The organism is Candidatus Babeliales bacterium, from assembly GCA_041660205.1.
Taxonomy (GTDB): Bacteria; Babelota; Babeliae; order Babelales; family Chromulinivoraceae; genus JACPFN01.
Window position 1 is genome coordinate 24,680 of record JBAZWT010000010.1, and the last position, 17,682, is coordinate 42,361.

The following is a 17,682-nucleotide window of genomic DNA, read 5'->3' on the forward strand; positions in this document are numbered from 1 at the left end:
GTACTATGAATCTGTTAAAAAAATTACATCTCTTTTTTGCTTTCATTTGTATTGCAACATCAGCAGATCTACGCTCAGACAACGAATTAAAGGATTTTGTCACTATTGCGATTTTAGCTAAAGATAAAGCGCATACATTACCTTTGCTTCTTAAGTGCATTGAACAACAAACATGGCCTAAAGACCGAACAAAAATATATATTCGAACCAATAATAATAATGATAACACTGTTGAAATTCTGTCGGAGTGGCTTGATAAAGTAGCTCATTTGTATGCAGAAGTTTTTTTTGATGCAACTGACGTTGTGCAAAAAGTACAACAATACAAACAGCATGAATGGAATGGTGAGCGATTTGAAGTTTTAGGAAAAATCAGAGAACTGTCTGTTCAATGGGCCTATAATCATAATTCACATTATTTTGTTGTCGATTGTGACAATTTCATTAAACCTCATACCATTGAAAAATTAATGAACGTACGACTACCAATCGTTGCACCCTTTTTGGTAACAGGTCATTGTTATTATTCAAATTATCATGCAGCTATTGATGCAAACGGCTACTTAGCACAAACGCCATTTTACGAAATGATTTTCAATCGTCAGATTATTGGTTTAATTCAAGTTCCAGTTGTGCATTGTACTTATTTAGTTCGCCGCGAATGCTTGCCGTATGTTTGGTATCGTGATAATTCTGGACGTTATGAATACGTTATTTTTAGTGACACAGCACGAAAAAACAACATGACGCAATACATTGATAATCGTGAAACGTATGGTTACATATCTTTTTCAGAAGATATTGAAACTTTCAACTCTGAACCGTGGTTACATGATATATATTCATGGTTTAAATAAAGGGAGCTGAAAGCTATTTATTTCCCTCGATACTTTTTGCTTTGCAAAACACTCCAGCCGTCGCTTGCAGCTATGGCGGACACGGTCGGGAGCAGCGACAGGTGGGAGAAAGCATACATAGGCAGGACCTAGATGAACGATGATAAGGAAAAAGGACACGTAGACCAAATCAATACAAGCGCCTCATTATAATAAATTTTTGTTCGGCGTTCGCCCCGAGTGTCCATCATTTGTTATACAAATGACGGATGTATCGAGGGGTAATTAATTAGTCCAACAAAATTAAAAGGAACCAAATGTTAAAAAATAATTCAAATAAATTACTCGTCTTAACTCTTCTTCATTCTCTTGTAATCCATTCCTGGCATTGCGATCTGATATCGCTTTCAGATCTCATGGCAACAAGTAGCAATATCACCTACCAACCATGTCAGGATGCAATCACGTTCAACTACGAACCATTACCCGTTACCGATAACCATTATTTACATCCATATCAAGGAGCTTTTCAAAAAACTTTCATTTTAAATATCACCAACGCAAAACTGTTTGGTTTTGATGGATGGGTTTTTGTTGATGACAAACTCATTTATGATCTAATGTGGCAAAATGTTTTCTTGCCCAAATATTTCTGGGAAATTGCTAAACAAAATTTACCTAGCGTAAAAGCTGGCCGCGTTGCTGTCATTGCGCAATCGGGTTACCCATACTATTACCATTGGCTTGTTGAAGTGCTGGGTAGACTAGCTCTGCTTGAGCTGCATGACATACAGTATGATTTCGTGTACGCACCTATGCATAAATCCTACATGAAAGAAGCTATGCATTTATGGGGAATTGCACAGGGCAAAATTATTGAAGCATCTGACAACGTTATTATAGAAGCCGATGAATTAATTGTGCCATCTTTAGTTTCAAAAGTTTACACAAATGGCTGTCCAAGATTATCTCATTACACGCCTGAATACATCATACGCCACATACGAAATAAACTTTTAACTGGCGCAAATGCGCAAGAAACTAACTTTCAAAGTTGTAAAAAAGTTTTCATCTCAAGAAAAGATGCTGGCTCTCGAAAAATGCTCAATGAAGATGAAGTGTTTGAACTGTTTAAAGCCGTAGGTTTTGAAAAATATGTTTTGAGCGATTTATCTCTTGTGCAGCAAATAAAATTATTTAATAACGCTGATATCGTTGTTGGGGCTCTTGGCTCTGGTATGGCCAACGTTATTTTTTGTAATGACACGGTACAAGTAATCGATATTTTCCAAGCCCGCAGAGATACCACGATTTATTATATTTGCCAAACACTTGGCCTTTCTTACCGATGTGTCAAAACTACGGAATTTATAGATGCACAAGATGGCCAATATGACACGGTCGTACCGCTTGATGTCATACAAGATTTTATAAAGACTCTGTAAAAAAGCGTTTAATCTTGTTTTTTGCTTGGTAGGATTGATTAATATCAACCCAAAACAAGTTGCTACTTACACTGTCATTCCCGCGCAGGCGGGAATCCAGAAAGTCAGTTGTCGACAGATTGTAGACAACTGACTTTCCTCACAAAGCCACAATCCCTTTTTTATTAATTCAAAGGTACTTCTTTGTAACCTTTCTTGACTTTGCCCACCCTGAAAGTTTATGATCAGGCACATCTATCATTTTTAGCTTAGGGGTTACTATGAAAAAATTATTTATTGCTTTTGCATGCTGTCTAATGGTTGCTTCAACTTATCCAAGTCAGCAAACTTCTCTAGAGCCAGTTTCTAATGTAAATATCGTTAGCCAACAAGCCGCACAAGTTAAGCCCATTGATAACGATACATCATACTGTAAGGATTGTTGTTGCGACAGTATAGCATCTTTATGGTGCTGCCTATTCATAACATATCCGTGCTGGTGCTGTTGTGCTGATCGTTGCAACGACAACAAGACTGATCAAACTGTCTCTTAACTTAATTTAACCCAGACTATGCGCTTATAATCAAGCATCTATATCATTTTTAATTGTAATTAGGGGAAAGTAATTAACCTAAATTCGACATTAGATTTGATAAACTTGATATATACAAACATTAGGCGTCATTTGGCAACCCACTGACCTTGCTCATTTTTTTCGTATTCTTTTTTTACAGCGGCCCATGCTACCTTAAAGGCTTGCTGTTCACTTTCATATTGCTCGTAAGCATTATTAAAAACTTTGCGAAAAATCGTTTGAGCATGCTCTGGTAAATGATCAGAAATACTTTTTGGAAGATCATCATTAGTTTTATACGGCATACAATACTCCTTTTTTTACTTTAAACTGTTTGATTTTGTATCATCAAATGGATCGTTTGATTTGTCAAAAACTGATCTCTCTTAAAAAAGAATCGTCCTTTTGCTGATTTTGTTTTCACACCTTTGCTCACTGAAAAAAATAAAACCCAAGCATAATTAATATACTTGGGTTTTATTTTACGAAATTGTTCAAATCAATTTTTTATTTCTTTTTGAACCATGCGTAATACACCAACGCTACCGTTACAACTGACCAAACAATGATAACAGCTGCGTTATATTCAGGCGTTACAATAATTCCAAACATTCTTAAAGGAAGCAGCCCACTTCCAGCTAAAAAGATATGGCTTATAACATCATGAGCCAAAAATCCTGAAAGAAATTTAGCTAATTCTTTTCTATGAAACATATTTTTTCCCTTTATTAATCCGTTTAGAAATTTTACTAATCTCAGTTCTAACAAAAAAACTTCAGCGCAAACAAGAGATTTACATGAACAAAAAAAAATCCCCATCTCAGCGAAGCCAAAACAGGGACTTTTTTATGTTTAATATTTTTATATTTTATGCATTAATGCCAAAGCGATTTTTTAATGCCGTTTTACATTTAACTACACGACTATCTATAGAAGGATGAATTGGATCTATAAAATATTTTGCTACGCTAAATGGTACAACAGAAGATAGTTTAATTTTTGCCCACTCTTCTTGCTGCTTAATTTTAAAAGTTTCAAAATATTCTATACCGCCCTGTAAAGCTTGAGCATCAGCAGTTTTATTTGCCCAATTATCTGCACGTCGTTCTTCTACTTTCATTAAAGTATGATTTACAATAGTACCAGCAGCCCAAGCCGCAAGATATTTTGAACCATATTTTGTTATTCTATTTTTATAGGGCATTGCTTTGTGCGCACCCCAATAGTAACCAGTTGATAAGTATACAGCAGCAGCAACTCCCATAATAGAATGAACCGCGTAAGGCATTTGAGCATGCCCAGTTTCATGAAGCATTACCCATTCAAAGGCTCTAGAATTAAGTCTATCAGCTGTTGTTCTGCTCGCCCAAATACTTTGAGTATCAGCAACATAAGCCGCATCTGTTCCGATATCGGCTCCTGTTAATGGGCACAACATCGCATCGGTCAGTAAAATACTTGGAATATTTGGATATTTTTTTCGAGCAGATTCTTCCATTTGCGCAAAAGAAACGCCATCTTTAAATAAGGTTTCTTTTTTAGCCCCCTCCTGATCAAGTGGATACGTGGTTTTCATCGCATCGGCTTTTGCATGCAATAGTCCAATGGTTATGGCAAAAAGTACGTTTAATTCTTTCATAAATCCCCCTAAGAATTAATCTGTTTTATTATGAAAACAGTATACCAGAAGGGCTTTTTTTAGCAAAAGCCCCCAGGGGATTTACTTACAATTAAACGAGTAGCAGCTTTTTCAAACACTCAATCAAGAAATCAACTTCTTGCTGGGTGTTGTAAAAGGTAAAACTTGCGCGAATAGTAGCGTTGACGCCAACTTTATCATGATACGGTTGCGCACAGTGAAATCCTGCTCGCACAGCTACATTGTGCTGGCTTAAATACTGCGCAATATCATAAGGGTGTATTTTGTCGTAGGTAAAAGTAACCATGCTGTTATGCTCACCATGGGCAGGAATAGGACTTATAATTTTTATTCCTGGTATTTGCTGTAGACCATCTACGAGTCTGTGAACTAAAAATGTTTCATGTTCTTGCGCTTGTTCAAAGTTGATATTTTTTTCAATAAAATCAATTGCTGCACCAAGACCTATAACTTGAGCAATAGGCGGAGTTCCTGGTTCTAGACAATGTGGCATACCCTTAAATTCAATATGTTCAGGTGTAACAGAATAGACTATTCCGCCACCAAAATTACATAATTGGCACTCACTAAATAATCCCTCTTTAACATACAAAACCCCAACGCCTGTTGGACCAAATAATTTGTGTCCTGAAAAAACAAAGAAATCACAATCTAATGCTTTAACATCTATTTTGCGGTGAACAATAGATTGAGCACCGTCAACAAGTACTTTTGCGCCAACAGCATGCGCAGCTTGAGCAAGAGCAGCTATATCATTGATCGTACCCAAAATATTTGATTGATGAGTGATTGCGACCAGTTTAGTTTTATTTGTTATATATTTTTGTAACGTTTCTACTTCAACCACACCTCTATCGTTGAGCGGAACTCTTTTGAGTACTGCTCCTTTTTCTAGAGCAAGCTGATACCAAGGAATAAAGTTTGCGTTATGCTCAACTTCTGAAACGATAATTTCATCACCCTCACCAATATGACATTGTCCCCAAATATGTGCCGCTAAGTTAATACTTGCTGTAGCACCAGAGGTAAACGCGATTTCTTCTTTTTTCGCGCCGATAAAACGTGCAACTTTAACACGAGACTCTTCAAATTTTGAAGTAGCATGTTCTGCAAATTCATACATTCCACGGCCAACGTTTGATTTGTACGTTGCATAGTAAGCCACAATTTCATCTAACACTGACTGAGGCATTTGTGCTGTGGCCCCTGAATCCAAATACGCTAATGGATAATCACGAACACCATTTTTAAAAATGGGAAAGCAATTTCTAAGTTCTTCAAAATTCATCTGACCCTGAAAGCCAATAAATTCTTGATGCTCTTGCGCAAAAGAAAATTCGTAATCAGCACCAGCACCACTTTTGAAAGCACGCTGATCAAATATTTTTTTTTGCTCTACATCAGAAAATTTTGCGTTACTTTTACGACCTGGTATCCAGCAACAATTTTTACTACTGTCGTGCTTACCGACTTCTATTGAATTGGCTTGAGCTGTGAAACCTAAAGCAATTATTAAAAATAATGATTTTTTCATACGACCTCTTTTACTTTTTAAACAAATGTATCTTACATTAATAATTTTGAAGTAGGCAAAGTCAACCATTTAAAGAAAATAAATATACTTTCATTTTTTACACATAAAACCCGAATTCGATATTTAAACTCCCTCCCAGTCGTTCATCCCGAGTGTTTTGCAAAGCAAAAAGTATCGAGGGATAAATTAAGGGCTAGTTTTTATGGTTCGATACATTCGACTTTGTCGAACACTCACCACGAACGGCGTAAAAACTAAACATTAAAAAAAAATCTACTCAAAAAATTGTATATATTTCATGACCATAAATCTGCTTTCTTACAAAGATCTAAAAATGATGTGAAAAATTGAAACTACGTTAAAGTTTTAACTTTCTTAAAGTTTTTAAAGCCTAGTTTATTTCTTACGTTAAAATATTTTTAAGTTAAAATCATACAGAAGTATATGCGGTACCACCAACGCCACCAGCACCATTAGTGCCAGCAAAAGTTGCCTGAGCAGTAATAGCTATGGAATATGTTGTACCATTTCCACCGTTACCAGCTTGGCCACCACCACCACCACCAAAATCAGCTCCATATCCGCCTGAACCACTAGGAGAGCCACCATGATTATCACTTATAGTTCCGCTCGTTGCAGAAATAACACTTCCTGCACCACCAGAGGTTCCGATGCTATCACCACCGCCGCCGCCGCCAACACCAGCACCAGCACCACCAGCACCACCAACAAAAGCGCCACCAGTACCACCAATATTTGCCGTCATAGTGATTGATCCACTCGCTGCAGAAATAGCACTTCCATTACCACCAACACTACCAGTAACAAGACCAGCACCACCGCCACCAACACCAGCACCACCACCAACACCACCAGCACCACCAATATTTGCCGTCATAGTGATTGATCCACTCGCTGCCGATATAGAGCCACCAGCTCCGCCACTGCGCGAATAACCACCACCACCGCCACCAACACCAGCACCACTACCATCAAGACTATTACCACCACCGCCAACGCCACCAATATTGGCCGTCATAGTGATTGATCCAGTTACTGCCGATATAGAGCCACCAGCTCCGCCAATTCCGCCGAAACCAGCTCCGCCACCACCAATACCAGCACCACCAGCAGCATCATCAGTAGCACCACCACTATTTGCCGTCATAATGATTGATCCAGTTGCTGTCGATATAGAACTACCAAGACCACCACCAACACCACCATTAATACCACCACTACCACCGCCACCAACACCAGCACCACCACCACCACCAACAACACCAGTACTAGAGCCTCCAATATTATTATTCATCGAGATATCTCCATACGCAGTAATTGTTCCACCAGGAGCGCCAGTACCAGTAGATCCACCGATACCAGCTCCACCACCACTAGTGTCGCTGTCTCCACCTTTGTTATAATCCATAGTAATATTGCCATCTACAGATTGAATTGTTCCTCTATTTTCAATGCCCGCTAGTCCTGCTGCACCTATGTTGTAATTCATCGTAATGCCGTTGCTAGCTGTTATTGTTCCTCCATTAAATACATATCCTAAACGATGAAGCTCATCATCTCCTCCGTAACAGTCAAGTGAGCCCATAACTGAAAGAGTTGAGGAACCACCAACAATATTCATATATTTAGTTGCAGAAGTGGCAAGCATGAATAGACCACTACTTACGGTTACCGTAGTAGAATTTTGTTCCCAAGATCCTTGCACCACAACAACTGTATCAATGCTAAAATTACCTGGACTATTGGTTTTAGACACAATCAGATGTGCAGGAAGTGTCTGAGGACTTCCACCTACAAGAACTACTACATCTCCACCAACAGGAACGACAACATTAACTGTTCCTGTAATAATTAATTCTGAAATAGATGTTGAAAGATTGATGGTCATAATATTACCAGTAAAATCAACATCTCCTATTATCTCCATTTGATTAACAGGATTTATTGGCTCTTGCTGCTGCTGCTGAGCAATAACTGCACCAATAAAAGGTGGTATATTTTGCCATCTTGTTAAGTATGCTGGAGGAACATTTGTATGACTATTTCCTGGCTGGTATAAATCATTAATCGTAGAAATCTTTATTAATACTTGGTTTGAATTAGGCGCTGAAAACATTAGCGCCGGTGTTAATAAAAAAGTAACTAGAAAATGTACTATTTTTGAACATAATCTCATGCTCTGTCCTTTTTAAAAAAAACTTTTTAAGTAAAAATAAAAGTTTTTTCTACATATTTTTTTGTTAATTAAAATATAATTGATCCCTTAAGTCCAACTGACCAAAGATTGATCATAGCGCTTTTTTTATCGGTAAATTCAGCAGAAGCAAACACCGAAAGATTTGGCGTATGACAATTATCTCTCCAAGTATGTCCAGCTTCACCAAGCACTTTACCAGTAATTGCACGGGGTGCTTGTGCTCCACAGATATCAAGCGCTGCAGTTACATCTTCAGAAATACGGTTAGCTGCGATGCGAGCATCTTTAACTTGATCAGGGAAAGCATTTACGTCAGTAGTTTGACGAGTAACAGATTGATTTATTTTAGCCAAAGGTTCGCAATAAGTTAAAGTTGTATCTGTGTCTATATTGTTACTTACTTGGCGACCAAGTACAGCATAATCATTTAAATTAACCATGCCGTATTTCAATGCATTACAAAAATCAATTGATAAACATTCGCGTGATCTTCCCCAAACCTCACCACCTAAACCAACATTCCAATTCTTTCTTTGATAATCCAACATCAAAGCAAATGAACCTTCAACTCCAATATTTGAAATTACAGGAAATGTCGTAACGTTTACTGCTTGTGTAATAAATGAAGCTACTCTGCCTGTAGGATTTGCAGGAGTTGCTGTAAGATCAGGATTTACTGCTGCATAAAATTGCAAGAGCAGATATTTAGAACCTTTACCATTTGATAGTAAATCAAATGATCTAAAGCTTGGACTGCGGCCATTGATTAAATGCAATGCTTCACCTTGAGCCCAAAGACGAAGTTGCGATGTATCATCATGCCACACGCGATATGAAGCTGATATTTCTCCACCAACTCCCCAATGTCCAGCTCTGCCAAAAATTGGCTCAAGAGCATAATCGCCTGTTGGAACATTACCCGTTGGACATGCTACTTTAAATCCAAGCATAAACATGCCACGCTCATCATTGATGCAATTGTATCCAAGCGTAAACGATAAGTCTGCTAGTCTAATTGCAGTTTGAGGGCAGCAACCACCAATTCTACCTTTGTAAAGCGCTATCGGATGAAGCACTTGTGATTGTACTGAATTGTCGCCTAATGCTCCACCTTGAAACGCAGCGGTTAATGTTTGTGGACGATTGGCAACTGCAGGATAGGGAGGAGTCCACACAGTATCAGCCGTATTATCAAGTACCGCAGGTTTTTCACAAAGTTTTGAAGTTATTTTCATTGCTCCGATTGGTGCATCAATTTTAGCAACGACACCACGGCCAGTTGCATGTTGCATGTAATACCACTGTGCATCAACACCAAAATGTTGCACTTTAGGTTTTAATGTAATTGATCCTGGAGTTGTAACATCTCCCATACCAAATTGGTAAGCATCAAGGTCTGATTTTCCATCGTTAGTACCAATAGTCATAGTGCTTGTTCCAGACCAAAAAGGTAATGAACCTAATTTATTACAACCAAATGATTGCATGTATTGACCAGCTAAAGAAATATAAAAAAGTCGCTCTCTGCTATCATTAGCTTGCACGCCTTTATCATAGGCATCTTTCATCTGAATTAAATTAGTAGAACTGTATCCTGAAAAGGCATGAGGTTGCCATAAATTTTGACTTATTGGATTGCACGCAGACGTATCACATGAAGATGTGTTACAACAATCTTCAGCCATCATAATGTATGGGACCATTACCATAAAAGTTACTATAATCTTTTTAAAATTCATTATCCTACATCCTCTTTTTATTTTAATAATGATTCATTATTTTTTGACTCCAGCAAATTGAAGTACACAAAGTCAATCATTTAAAAAAAATGAATACTCTTTCCGCTTTTACTCATAAAAAAAATCCACTCAAATTAATCCTACTACGCACTGCTTTACAGTTAGCTACGAAGGACCATTCCGAGTGGATTTTTTAATGAGTGGATTTTTAAATCTTTAACAAATATATATTTTAAACTGTTGGTTTAACGCCAAATCGACTCTCCATTGCTTTTGCAACTCTATTTGCCCGAGACTCAGACGAAGGATGGGCTGGATCATCCATATTATGTAATAATGTGTACACTATTGATGGAAATCCATTCACTGCTTTCTGCTTTTCATTATCCCATTTTTGTTGCTCGTCAACTGTCAGATCTCTACCTAATTTTTGTTTTTCATTTTCAATAGCCTGCGATATATATTGCATGCATTGTTGATTATAAAACAGACGCCCTTCTTTCTTATGTTTTATATGACTATCGTAGCCTCCTTGTAATGCCTCTTTAGATGCATATTTATTTGCAAAACTATCTGCAAAGTATTCAGAAGGCCGCTGTCTGTAATGACAACAAATACCATATGCTACAAGTGAAGTTGCCGCTCTAGCCGCCATTTTACCAATAAATGAATATGGAGAAATAATGTTACATTTATAATTATCTACAATCTTTTTAGCTCCAACAATCATTCGTACATGTACAGCTAACCAAGGAACAAGAGACACGTTTTTACTATACCAAGGTTTATTATGATGCCCTGTTGCATGAAGTATGTCCCACTCTAAAGAGCCAATATTCATTTTTTCTATGTTATCAGCCCCTAAAAACATTTTTGCATCTTTATAACGACTTTCCGATTTTTCCATAAGTTGAATTTCCGGAATTAAAAGATTAAAATACCGTTCTCTAAACTTACGCTCAAAAGTCTCAAACGACATTCCGTTTTTAAGAAAGCAAGAATTTTTATTACACGGTTTAGATTGTGAAGCTTTTAAAATTTTTCCTTGCGTTACACCAACCAAAATTACAAAAAACAATAAGACTTTTTTCATAAGACATCTTTCATTTTTTAAAATTAATTCATCATACAGATTTTATAACACAAGTATAATTAGATAACAATCAATGCTTATCTAGCCCTGATTAACCAAACTATAAGAATTCAGACATAAAAAATCCACCTGAGAGAGCTGGTGGATTTTTAAATTTAATGACCATATCAATTGCCGTATGTGCGTAAAGCTTTAACGAAGGTGCAAAGCTTTACGCGAAAGCTTACGTCGAATACGCAACTACTTTAGAGCACAAAAATCTCAATAAAAAAGGTCTATTCAAAATTCTGAATAGACCATTGGATACTAAATAAAATAATATTAAAATATTATAATTTTTTACATAAAGTTTTATTTTTTATGAAAACACCTTTTGCTGCACTATCAAGTATCAAATACCCAAATGTATGCTGCAGCAACCATATAGATGATTTTTTTAAAAATGAAATCTCTTGATAGCCAAGTTTATTATAAATTTGTTTCATAACTTTATCATCTGAAGAATACTCAACAAATATATTTTTTTTGCCTAATGATTTGCATCTTTTTTCAAAGCTATTTAACAATGCAATTATAATTTCTTTTTTCTTGTCCATATTAAACACGCTTATGCTCAAGAGATTGAGTTTAGCATCAGAGTCAGGATAATTTGCTGATAGAAACCCACAAACTTCTCCTGATGGCAAAAAACAAACTAAAGCCGGATCGTCATGATGTAATGCATAATTCAAGACATTTTGATAATAAATATCGGCTTTTTCTGTTACCAAGCCAATATTTTCCTGATCCAGTAATCTAATCTCAAAATTTGAATATAAAAATCCTGTTAAGCTTAAGAACGCTATTGATAATAATTTATTTTTTAACATAAGACCCCCATAAAATTAGGTGTTTTGACACACTTTAAGCATATCAGAAACACTTTAAGCGCACAAAGGGGTGACCTCATTTTATACATATGAGACTAAAAAGTACGATTTTCCGCCTTCCAGTTAGTATAGTATTTCACAGGGGTCAAATAATTCAAACGCTGGTGGAGTCTTTTTCTCTTCAAACTTTTAATTGAAGCAGTATATCGTTGGGATAAGGGGATTGGTGCAAAAATTGGGAACAAATATTCTTTTGTTTTCAATGGTTAATATCACCGTTATTTGGTTAATGTTTATTTGCTTTTTTTTAAGAAATTCTTTTTATTGACTGAATCATCTCTTCTAGCGCCTGTAAAAAAAGAGAGCGTTTCTGCTTGGAGAAAGTGGAGTTATAACTTGGAGCTATTCCTGTTTCACGTAAATAAGCACGTAATTCACGCATTGCTTTGGCAACACCTATATTGTTATTATTAAAAACTTTTCCTGTTGGACTTATTGCACGAGCACCCTTTTTTAGGCAGTGACCAGCTAGTAAGATATCTACAGTAATCACAATATCATCAATTTCTATATGCTCAATAATCCAATTGTCTGCGGCATCTAAATCAGACCCAACCTGTATTTTATGTACGTTTTCATCAACGATCATATTCAAACGACTATTGCTTACTAAGTACACCTGTAAGTTATGTCGCTTAGCAATACGGAAAATATCTTCTTTTACCGGGCAAGCATCGCCGTCTATGTAAATAATTAACATTCATAAACTTTCTAAATATATTTTAAATAAATATCATTTTTGTAAGGCCTTAGGCCTTAAGAATAACAATCAAGGTTAGCAAGTTGAAGAATTATTTAAAAATTCTAATAATTTGTAGATCTAATTTTTTTTACTGAACCAGGTGAATGCAAAACATTATTTTTTGAAATTACAGTTGTGCCAATTTGCTGCTCAAGATCTTTACGAGCTCTACCTGCAACAGCTCCTCCAGTCTTCGTTGCTTTGCAACTTCGTCTGGCTACGCCACCACAGAAGGCATTGAAAACAATAAAATATTGTAGTGTTGCATAGAAGACTGTCCGACCGAAGCCTTGGCGAAGACGGACTTAATTAAAAACATTCCAGAAAAGTCTTCGCATCATTTCTTAATTTTGGCAGACCCTAAGAATCTTTTTGTTGACTGATCTGAGTTGTTGCCGCTTCGCCAAGCATGGTAATGATAAGCTCAAGATCTGTCATATGATCTCGCAAATTGCCTTTTTCAACGCCTTTAGCTTTTTTATACTCATCGACTTTCAAATCAAAAGCGCCCTGCATAATATCATTTGTTAAAATTGCAAAATCAATCGATCTTTTAGCGCCTCTTTGCGACCATTCATCTGTTAATGTTTGACGAACAACAATACCGCGAAGTCTTTTATCAACCCAACTTTTTTCATAGCCCTTCTTTTCATACAAAGATTTCACCCTTTGAATGCCAAGCTCAGGATTTTCAATCTCATCAATTCGCTCTTTACCTATTTTGGCAAGCCACACCTTAAATGGCTCTGCTTTTGGCGAAGGAATAGATTGAATGATTCGAAAGATGCCTTCAGTGTTTGCACAGTCAGTTGTATACTTTTTACCGTCTGAAGCAGTCAATTTCAACCCGTGACAAAATGTCACGACTTGACTTCCATCGGCCACCAGACGCTGTTTTAGTTTTCGCCAGTAAGCACCCGAATCAGAACTTTCTACAAGAGCAGCACAAATATCCACCACCGAGAAATACCACTCGCCTTTAAATAAAACTTTGCGAATTTCTTTTTCATGAAAAAAATCGATTTTTGTTAATTGATGTGTCATTGCAAAAATCCTAGAAAACAGGTGTCAAGTAATCTTTATTTAAGTTTATCAAAGTATGAAAAAATGATAACGCTCTTCTTTTTGATATAAAAAAATCCACCACTTACTCTGCCCCTGCTATGCACTGCTTTGCAGTTAGCTACGAAAGACCACGTCGAGTGGATTTTAATTTTTTATTTTGAATTTCACGCCATCCAGGCTTCGTGATTCGCTTTGCTCACATACTACGCCGGACAAGAAGGCGCTAATTAAAGAAAAGTCATTTAAAGAGATGGCCCCATCCATTCTTTTCAGAATGTAGGGCTGGCTTGCCATTCATTTTTTTCAATGACATTTTACATTTACTTACAGATTATAAGCGATTCCCGCTAGTACTGAAAAAATGAATGGCGTCCAGTAGAATTTTGCCCTTCACTTTTTTCAAACATCGCGAAAAAAATTATAATCAACGGTTAATCCGCAAAGGACAAGAAAAAGTGAATGGGGACTATTTTAGAATTTTTAAATTTCAAAAGTCATGATTTATCTTGCTAAAAAAATCATTTTTGTTACAAATAATTCACTATTGAAATTGCACTATTTTTTAACCGTAAAGGAACAACCATGTCAGTGCTATGCGAAAAATGCAAATATGAGTTTACAGAAATGGAATTAATGGGGCATGTATCAAGCGAATTATATACATTGTACAAAGCAAATAACACTCCTCCTGTTAATCAAGAAAATAAAACCAAAAGCATACAAAACGGTATCAATAAACTCATGGTTGGTTTTATGAACAATCAGAAAATTCCTTGTCCAAAATGTAAGCAATATATTAATTGGATTCCAAGTCGTTCATAATCTATTACATTAAAAAGGAGAGTAGTATGTGCAAGGCAAATTTTTTATTATGTATTCTGACTCTGTCATTTCTCACAGTACAACCATCAGAGCACCCATTTGATGTTCCAACAGAGTTTATTGAAAAATTTCCAGAACTTATATGGCTTAAAGAATTATACCTCTGTGCAAAAATAGAATCACAAATAAACCAAGACGAAATTGACAAGGCTGTTATATTTTGCGATCAGTGCAATGCACAGCTCTGCTGTTCTAATTTGGGAGGCATACTGAGCAGTCAAAGAGATCAAAAAAACCTTGGTACATTAAAACAATTAATGACTATTGGAGATGGTTTAAAAATTGCAGAATTTATGCTACCTCTATGCAACCAATTACAAATTGAATGTTCGCATTGTCACATTTTTGCTGGCTGGCATGCCAATCAAAAAAATGCATAATTTAAAATTAGAACAAACGTTAATTACATGAATCAATTTTAAACAGCCTGGGTATTTGCTACAGAATTTTGATTTGGACCATGCCATCCAGAAAAGGTACCACATCTATTACAGGTCATAGATTTTGCATTGTACAATTTAACCAAAAAACTGATCAGGCGCTTTTTATTTCCTATACGCATGAGTTTTTGTAATGTTTTTATTGCTTTTTTATCGGCAGCGCTTGAAAAAAATCCATAAGTGTAAAAACAATCAAGACAATTGTTGCATGCATCGCAACAAACAAGGCATTCTTTTATTTTTTGCAAATCAATGATCCAATACAAAAAACAAGTAAGATATAAAAATTGTTTCGTTAAAAAGTAAAAAGAATACGGCGTAAGGTGCTTATTTGCAACATACATACATTGAGAATTATTTTCCGAAAATTTCTCAGAATGTACAGATTCAAAGTTATTCTCTAAATTATTTTCAGAATGCATATTTGAAAAATAAAGAAGAACCATTAAAGCTATTTTTTTCATACAGACGTTTCTTTCACTGACGGAGTAGTGGTTGCTATTTCAATGCCAAAATGATCTTTTTGAACGGTCCATTGAGTAAATTTATGACATTTTGGGCATTGGACTTCCAGGTTATTAATGAGTCCTATTATGAAGTTAGTCATCATTTCTGAACAACTATTGATAAGGCCACGTTTAATTGTTAATTCTTTGGCTGAAAGTGTTTGTATTGCTAAATTTTGTGCAGAAAGATAAAGCTCCAAGTGCTTTTTATAAAGAGATAAAGCTTCACCAACAAGAGAGCCCGCAGCTTGAGCATGTGGCATTACGTGAGAACATTGGCTGCAAACAATTTCCATAATTTTTCCTTTGTGCAAGAATTTCAAGATGGCATAATTTAACACAAAGAAATGATCGGTTCAATTTTTATTTTACCTAAAACTGGAACTTTTTACTTCGTAGATTCAAGTAATAAGTGCAACACCTGTAACTTTTTGAGATAATTAGTTTTGAAGAAAAACAATCAAAAAAAACCAAAGGTGTTGCTTGAAGAATTATACTCAATTGAACCAAGAAAATCGATGCGAAATTTATGGTCATCGACGAGCCCATAAAAGCATGAGAGAAATTGCAAAAGAAATTGGAAAAAATCCATCCACTGTTAGTCGAGAACTGCGCAGGAATAAAGGTGGGCGTGGTTATAGGCCATTGCAAGCACAAGAAGCAGCCGTGAATCGAAGAAAAAAGGCAAAGAAATTTACAAAAATGAATGCTGTTTTGATAGAAAAAATAAACGCTATGCTTATCCAGGATTGGAGTCCAGAAACTTGTTCTGGCGTACTTGCCAAAGAAGGCGTTTTGATAAGTCCTGAGCGAATTTATCAACATATTTGGCAAGATAAAAAAGCTAAAGGGATGCTGTACATTCATCTTCGCCATGGTCGCCATATTCGAAAACGAAAGCGCGGAGCTAAAGACAATCGAGGTCAAATTAAGAACAAAGTGAGCATTCACGACAGACCTGAAATCGTTAACAAAAAAATTAGAATCGGTGATTGGGAGATTGATTTGGTGGTTGGAAAAGATCATCAAGGATTGATTGTGACCGTTGTTGATCGAGTATCAAAATTTTTGAAAATGACGTGGGTAAAACATAAGGACGCTCAATCAATTTTAAGAGCAATTGTTAAATTGCTCAAACCGCTGAAAGCGGTGATCCATACAATCACTTCGGACAATGGAAAAGAGTTTGCAGAGCATGAAGCCATAGCTAAAGAACTAAGCTTGAAATACTTTTTTGCTGATGCATATGCTTCATGGCAACGAGGTCTTAATGAAAATACAAATGGCTTATTGCGACAGTATTTTCCAAAGAAATCTGATTTTTTGGTTATCACAAAAGAACAACTCAAGGAGGCTGAAAATAAGATAAACAATCGCCCAAGAAAAACGCTAAACTTTGCAACTCCTATGCAAATTTTTAGCGTTGAATGTAACAAGTTAGGAATTATATGTTAGTGTTGCACTTGACAGTTGAATCCACCTAAAGCTAAATGAATGCCGCTATACTTTTCATTTTCATCAATACATGTTTTTCAACAAAACCAACTGATTGATAGCAATGTAAGGCATTAGTATTTTCAACAAGTGCAGCAATTTGTAATGCTTTAATTTCGTTATCAAAAGCAAGTTTCTGAACTGCTTGAATAAGAGTTTTAGCTATTCCTTGACGTCGATAATCTTTGTGAACAACTAAATATTCTATTTTATAAACACTGTCATCTGAAAGAACAATGTACACAAGAGCTCCACAAACTTGTCCCTTACTATCATGCGCCAAAAAAGCTTGATAGTAAGGAGTTAGCAAAGAATTTTTAAGCTCTTGTTGTTCATATCCATTTAATTTTTTATAAATTTCTGCATCGTCAAACAATTGACACATTTTATTCACATCTAACTCGTTATTTTTGTCGAGAGGATAGATGGTGAATGAATTTTGATGATTGAGATACTGATCAAAGTCATCAGATGATTTTTTCATGATGCTGATATTTAAGCATGAGTAAAATTTCAATTTTTGCAGCAATGCACATATAGCTATG

19 protein-coding genes are annotated in these 17,682 nt (G+C 36.0%); 6 read left to right on the forward strand and 13 right to left on the reverse strand.

Annotated features, from left to right (window positions below):
• The first annotated feature begins 5 nt into the window (after window positions 1–5).
• From WC747_04140 to WC747_04150, 3 genes are all read left to right on the forward strand, one after another.
• The gene (locus WC747_04140) at window positions 6–857 is read left to right on the forward strand and encodes a hypothetical protein (GenBank protein ID MFA5999179.1); all 852 of its coding nucleotides are present in this window, start codon (window positions 6–8) and stop codon (window positions 855–857) included.
• Between the two features lie 296 nt (window positions 858–1,153).
• The gene (locus WC747_04145; GenBank protein ID MFA5999180.1) at window positions 1,154–2,281 is read left to right on the forward strand and encodes a glycosyltransferase family 61 protein; all 1,128 of its coding nucleotides are present in this window, start codon (window positions 1,154–1,156) and stop codon (window positions 2,279–2,281) included.
• Window positions 2,282–2,541: 260 nt separating this feature from the next.
• On the forward strand, window positions 2,542–2,814 hold the full coding sequence (locus WC747_04150; protein ID MFA5999181.1) for a hypothetical protein: 273 nt from the start codon (window positions 2,542–2,544) through the stop codon (window positions 2,812–2,814).
• 128 nt (window positions 2,815–2,942) lie between these two features.
• On the opposite strand, the gene WC747_04155 is transcribed toward WC747_04150, so the two are convergent.
• The 10 genes from WC747_04155 to WC747_04200 form a co-directional block, all read right to left on the reverse strand.
• A complete protein-coding gene (locus WC747_04155; protein MFA5999182.1) occupies window positions 2,943–3,140 on the reverse strand; it encodes a ChaB family protein in 198 nt (65 codons plus the stop codon).
• A 202-nt stretch (window positions 3,141–3,342) separates the two neighbouring features.
• On the reverse strand, window positions 3,343–3,549 hold the full coding sequence (locus tag WC747_04160) for a hypothetical protein (GenBank protein ID MFA5999183.1): 207 nt from the start codon (window positions 3,547–3,549) through the stop codon (window positions 3,343–3,345).
• Between the two features lie 154 nt (window positions 3,550–3,703).
• On the reverse strand, window positions 3,704–4,474 hold the full coding sequence (locus WC747_04165; GenBank protein ID MFA5999184.1) for a M48 family metalloprotease: 771 nt from the start codon (window positions 4,472–4,474) through the stop codon (window positions 3,704–3,706).
• Between the two features lie 91 nt (window positions 4,475–4,565).
• Window positions 4,566–6,029 carry a cysteine desulfurase gene (locus tag WC747_04170; GenBank protein ID MFA5999185.1) on the reverse strand — a complete coding sequence of 488 codons (1,464 nt, stop codon included), beginning with the start codon at window positions 6,027–6,029 and terminating at the stop codon, window positions 4,566–4,568.
• A 430-nt stretch (window positions 6,030–6,459) separates the two neighbouring features.
• Window positions 6,460–8,226: a hypothetical protein gene (locus WC747_04175; protein ID MFA5999186.1), complete on the reverse strand. Its 1,767-nt coding sequence runs from the start codon at window positions 8,224–8,226 to the stop codon at window positions 6,460–6,462.
• Window positions 8,227–8,294: 68 nt separating this feature from the next.
• Entirely contained in the window at window positions 8,295–9,986 is a 1,692-nt protein-coding gene (locus WC747_04180; protein ID MFA5999187.1) for a hypothetical protein, read from the reverse strand.
• A gap of 232 nt (window positions 9,987–10,218) precedes the next feature.
• Window positions 10,219–11,079, reverse strand: coding sequence for a hypothetical protein (locus WC747_04185; protein ID MFA5999188.1), 861 nt, complete (start codon window positions 11,077–11,079; stop codon window positions 10,219–10,221).
• A 329-nt stretch (window positions 11,080–11,408) separates the two neighbouring features.
• Complete coding sequence (locus WC747_04190) at window positions 11,409–11,948, reverse strand: hypothetical protein (protein MFA5999189.1); 540 nt, start codon at window positions 11,946–11,948, stop codon at window positions 11,409–11,411.
• A 307-nt stretch (window positions 11,949–12,255) separates the two neighbouring features.
• Entirely contained in the window at window positions 12,256–12,708 is a 453-nt protein-coding gene (locus WC747_04195; GenBank protein ID MFA5999190.1) for a YaiI/YqxD family protein, read from the reverse strand.
• A gap of 402 nt (window positions 12,709–13,110) precedes the next feature.
• Entirely contained in the window at window positions 13,111–13,794 is a 684-nt protein-coding gene (locus tag WC747_04200; protein MFA5999191.1) for a Bro-N domain-containing protein, read from the reverse strand.
• Between the two features lie 603 nt (window positions 13,795–14,397).
• Here WC747_04200 and WC747_04205 point away from each other — a divergent pair.
• Together WC747_04205 and WC747_04210 are read left to right on the forward strand one after the other, a co-directional pair.
• Window positions 14,398–14,637, forward strand: coding sequence for a hypothetical protein (locus WC747_04205; GenBank protein ID MFA5999192.1), 240 nt, complete (start codon window positions 14,398–14,400; stop codon window positions 14,635–14,637).
• A 26-nt stretch (window positions 14,638–14,663) separates the two neighbouring features.
• A complete protein-coding gene (locus WC747_04210) occupies window positions 14,664–15,077 on the forward strand; it encodes a hypothetical protein (GenBank protein ID MFA5999193.1) in 414 nt (137 codons plus the stop codon).
• Window positions 15,078–15,115: 38 nt separating this feature from the next.
• Here WC747_04210 and WC747_04215 read toward each other — a convergent pair whose 3' ends face one another.
• The gene (locus tag WC747_04215) at window positions 15,116–15,601 is read right to left on the reverse strand and encodes a hypothetical protein (protein ID MFA5999194.1); all 486 of its coding nucleotides are present in this window, start codon (window positions 15,599–15,601) and stop codon (window positions 15,116–15,118) included.
• Entirely contained in the window at window positions 15,598–15,939 is a 342-nt protein-coding gene (locus WC747_04220; GenBank protein MFA5999195.1) for a hypothetical protein, read from the reverse strand. The genes WC747_04215 and WC747_04220 overlap by 4 nt, the downstream gene beginning before the upstream one ends.
• Window positions 15,940–16,126: 187 nt before the next feature.
• On the opposite strand from WC747_04220, the gene WC747_04225 reads away from it, so the two are divergent.
• The gene (locus WC747_04225) at window positions 16,127–17,098 is read left to right on the forward strand and encodes an IS30 family transposase (GenBank protein MFA5999196.1); all 972 of its coding nucleotides are present in this window, start codon (window positions 16,127–16,129) and stop codon (window positions 17,096–17,098) included.
• A gap of 31 nt (window positions 17,099–17,129) precedes the next feature.
• Here the strand turns inward: WC747_04225 and WC747_04230 are convergent.
• Window positions 17,130–17,682 (reverse strand): GNAT family N-acetyltransferase (locus WC747_04230; protein MFA5999197.1); only part of this gene is annotated, 553 nt, incomplete at its 5' end.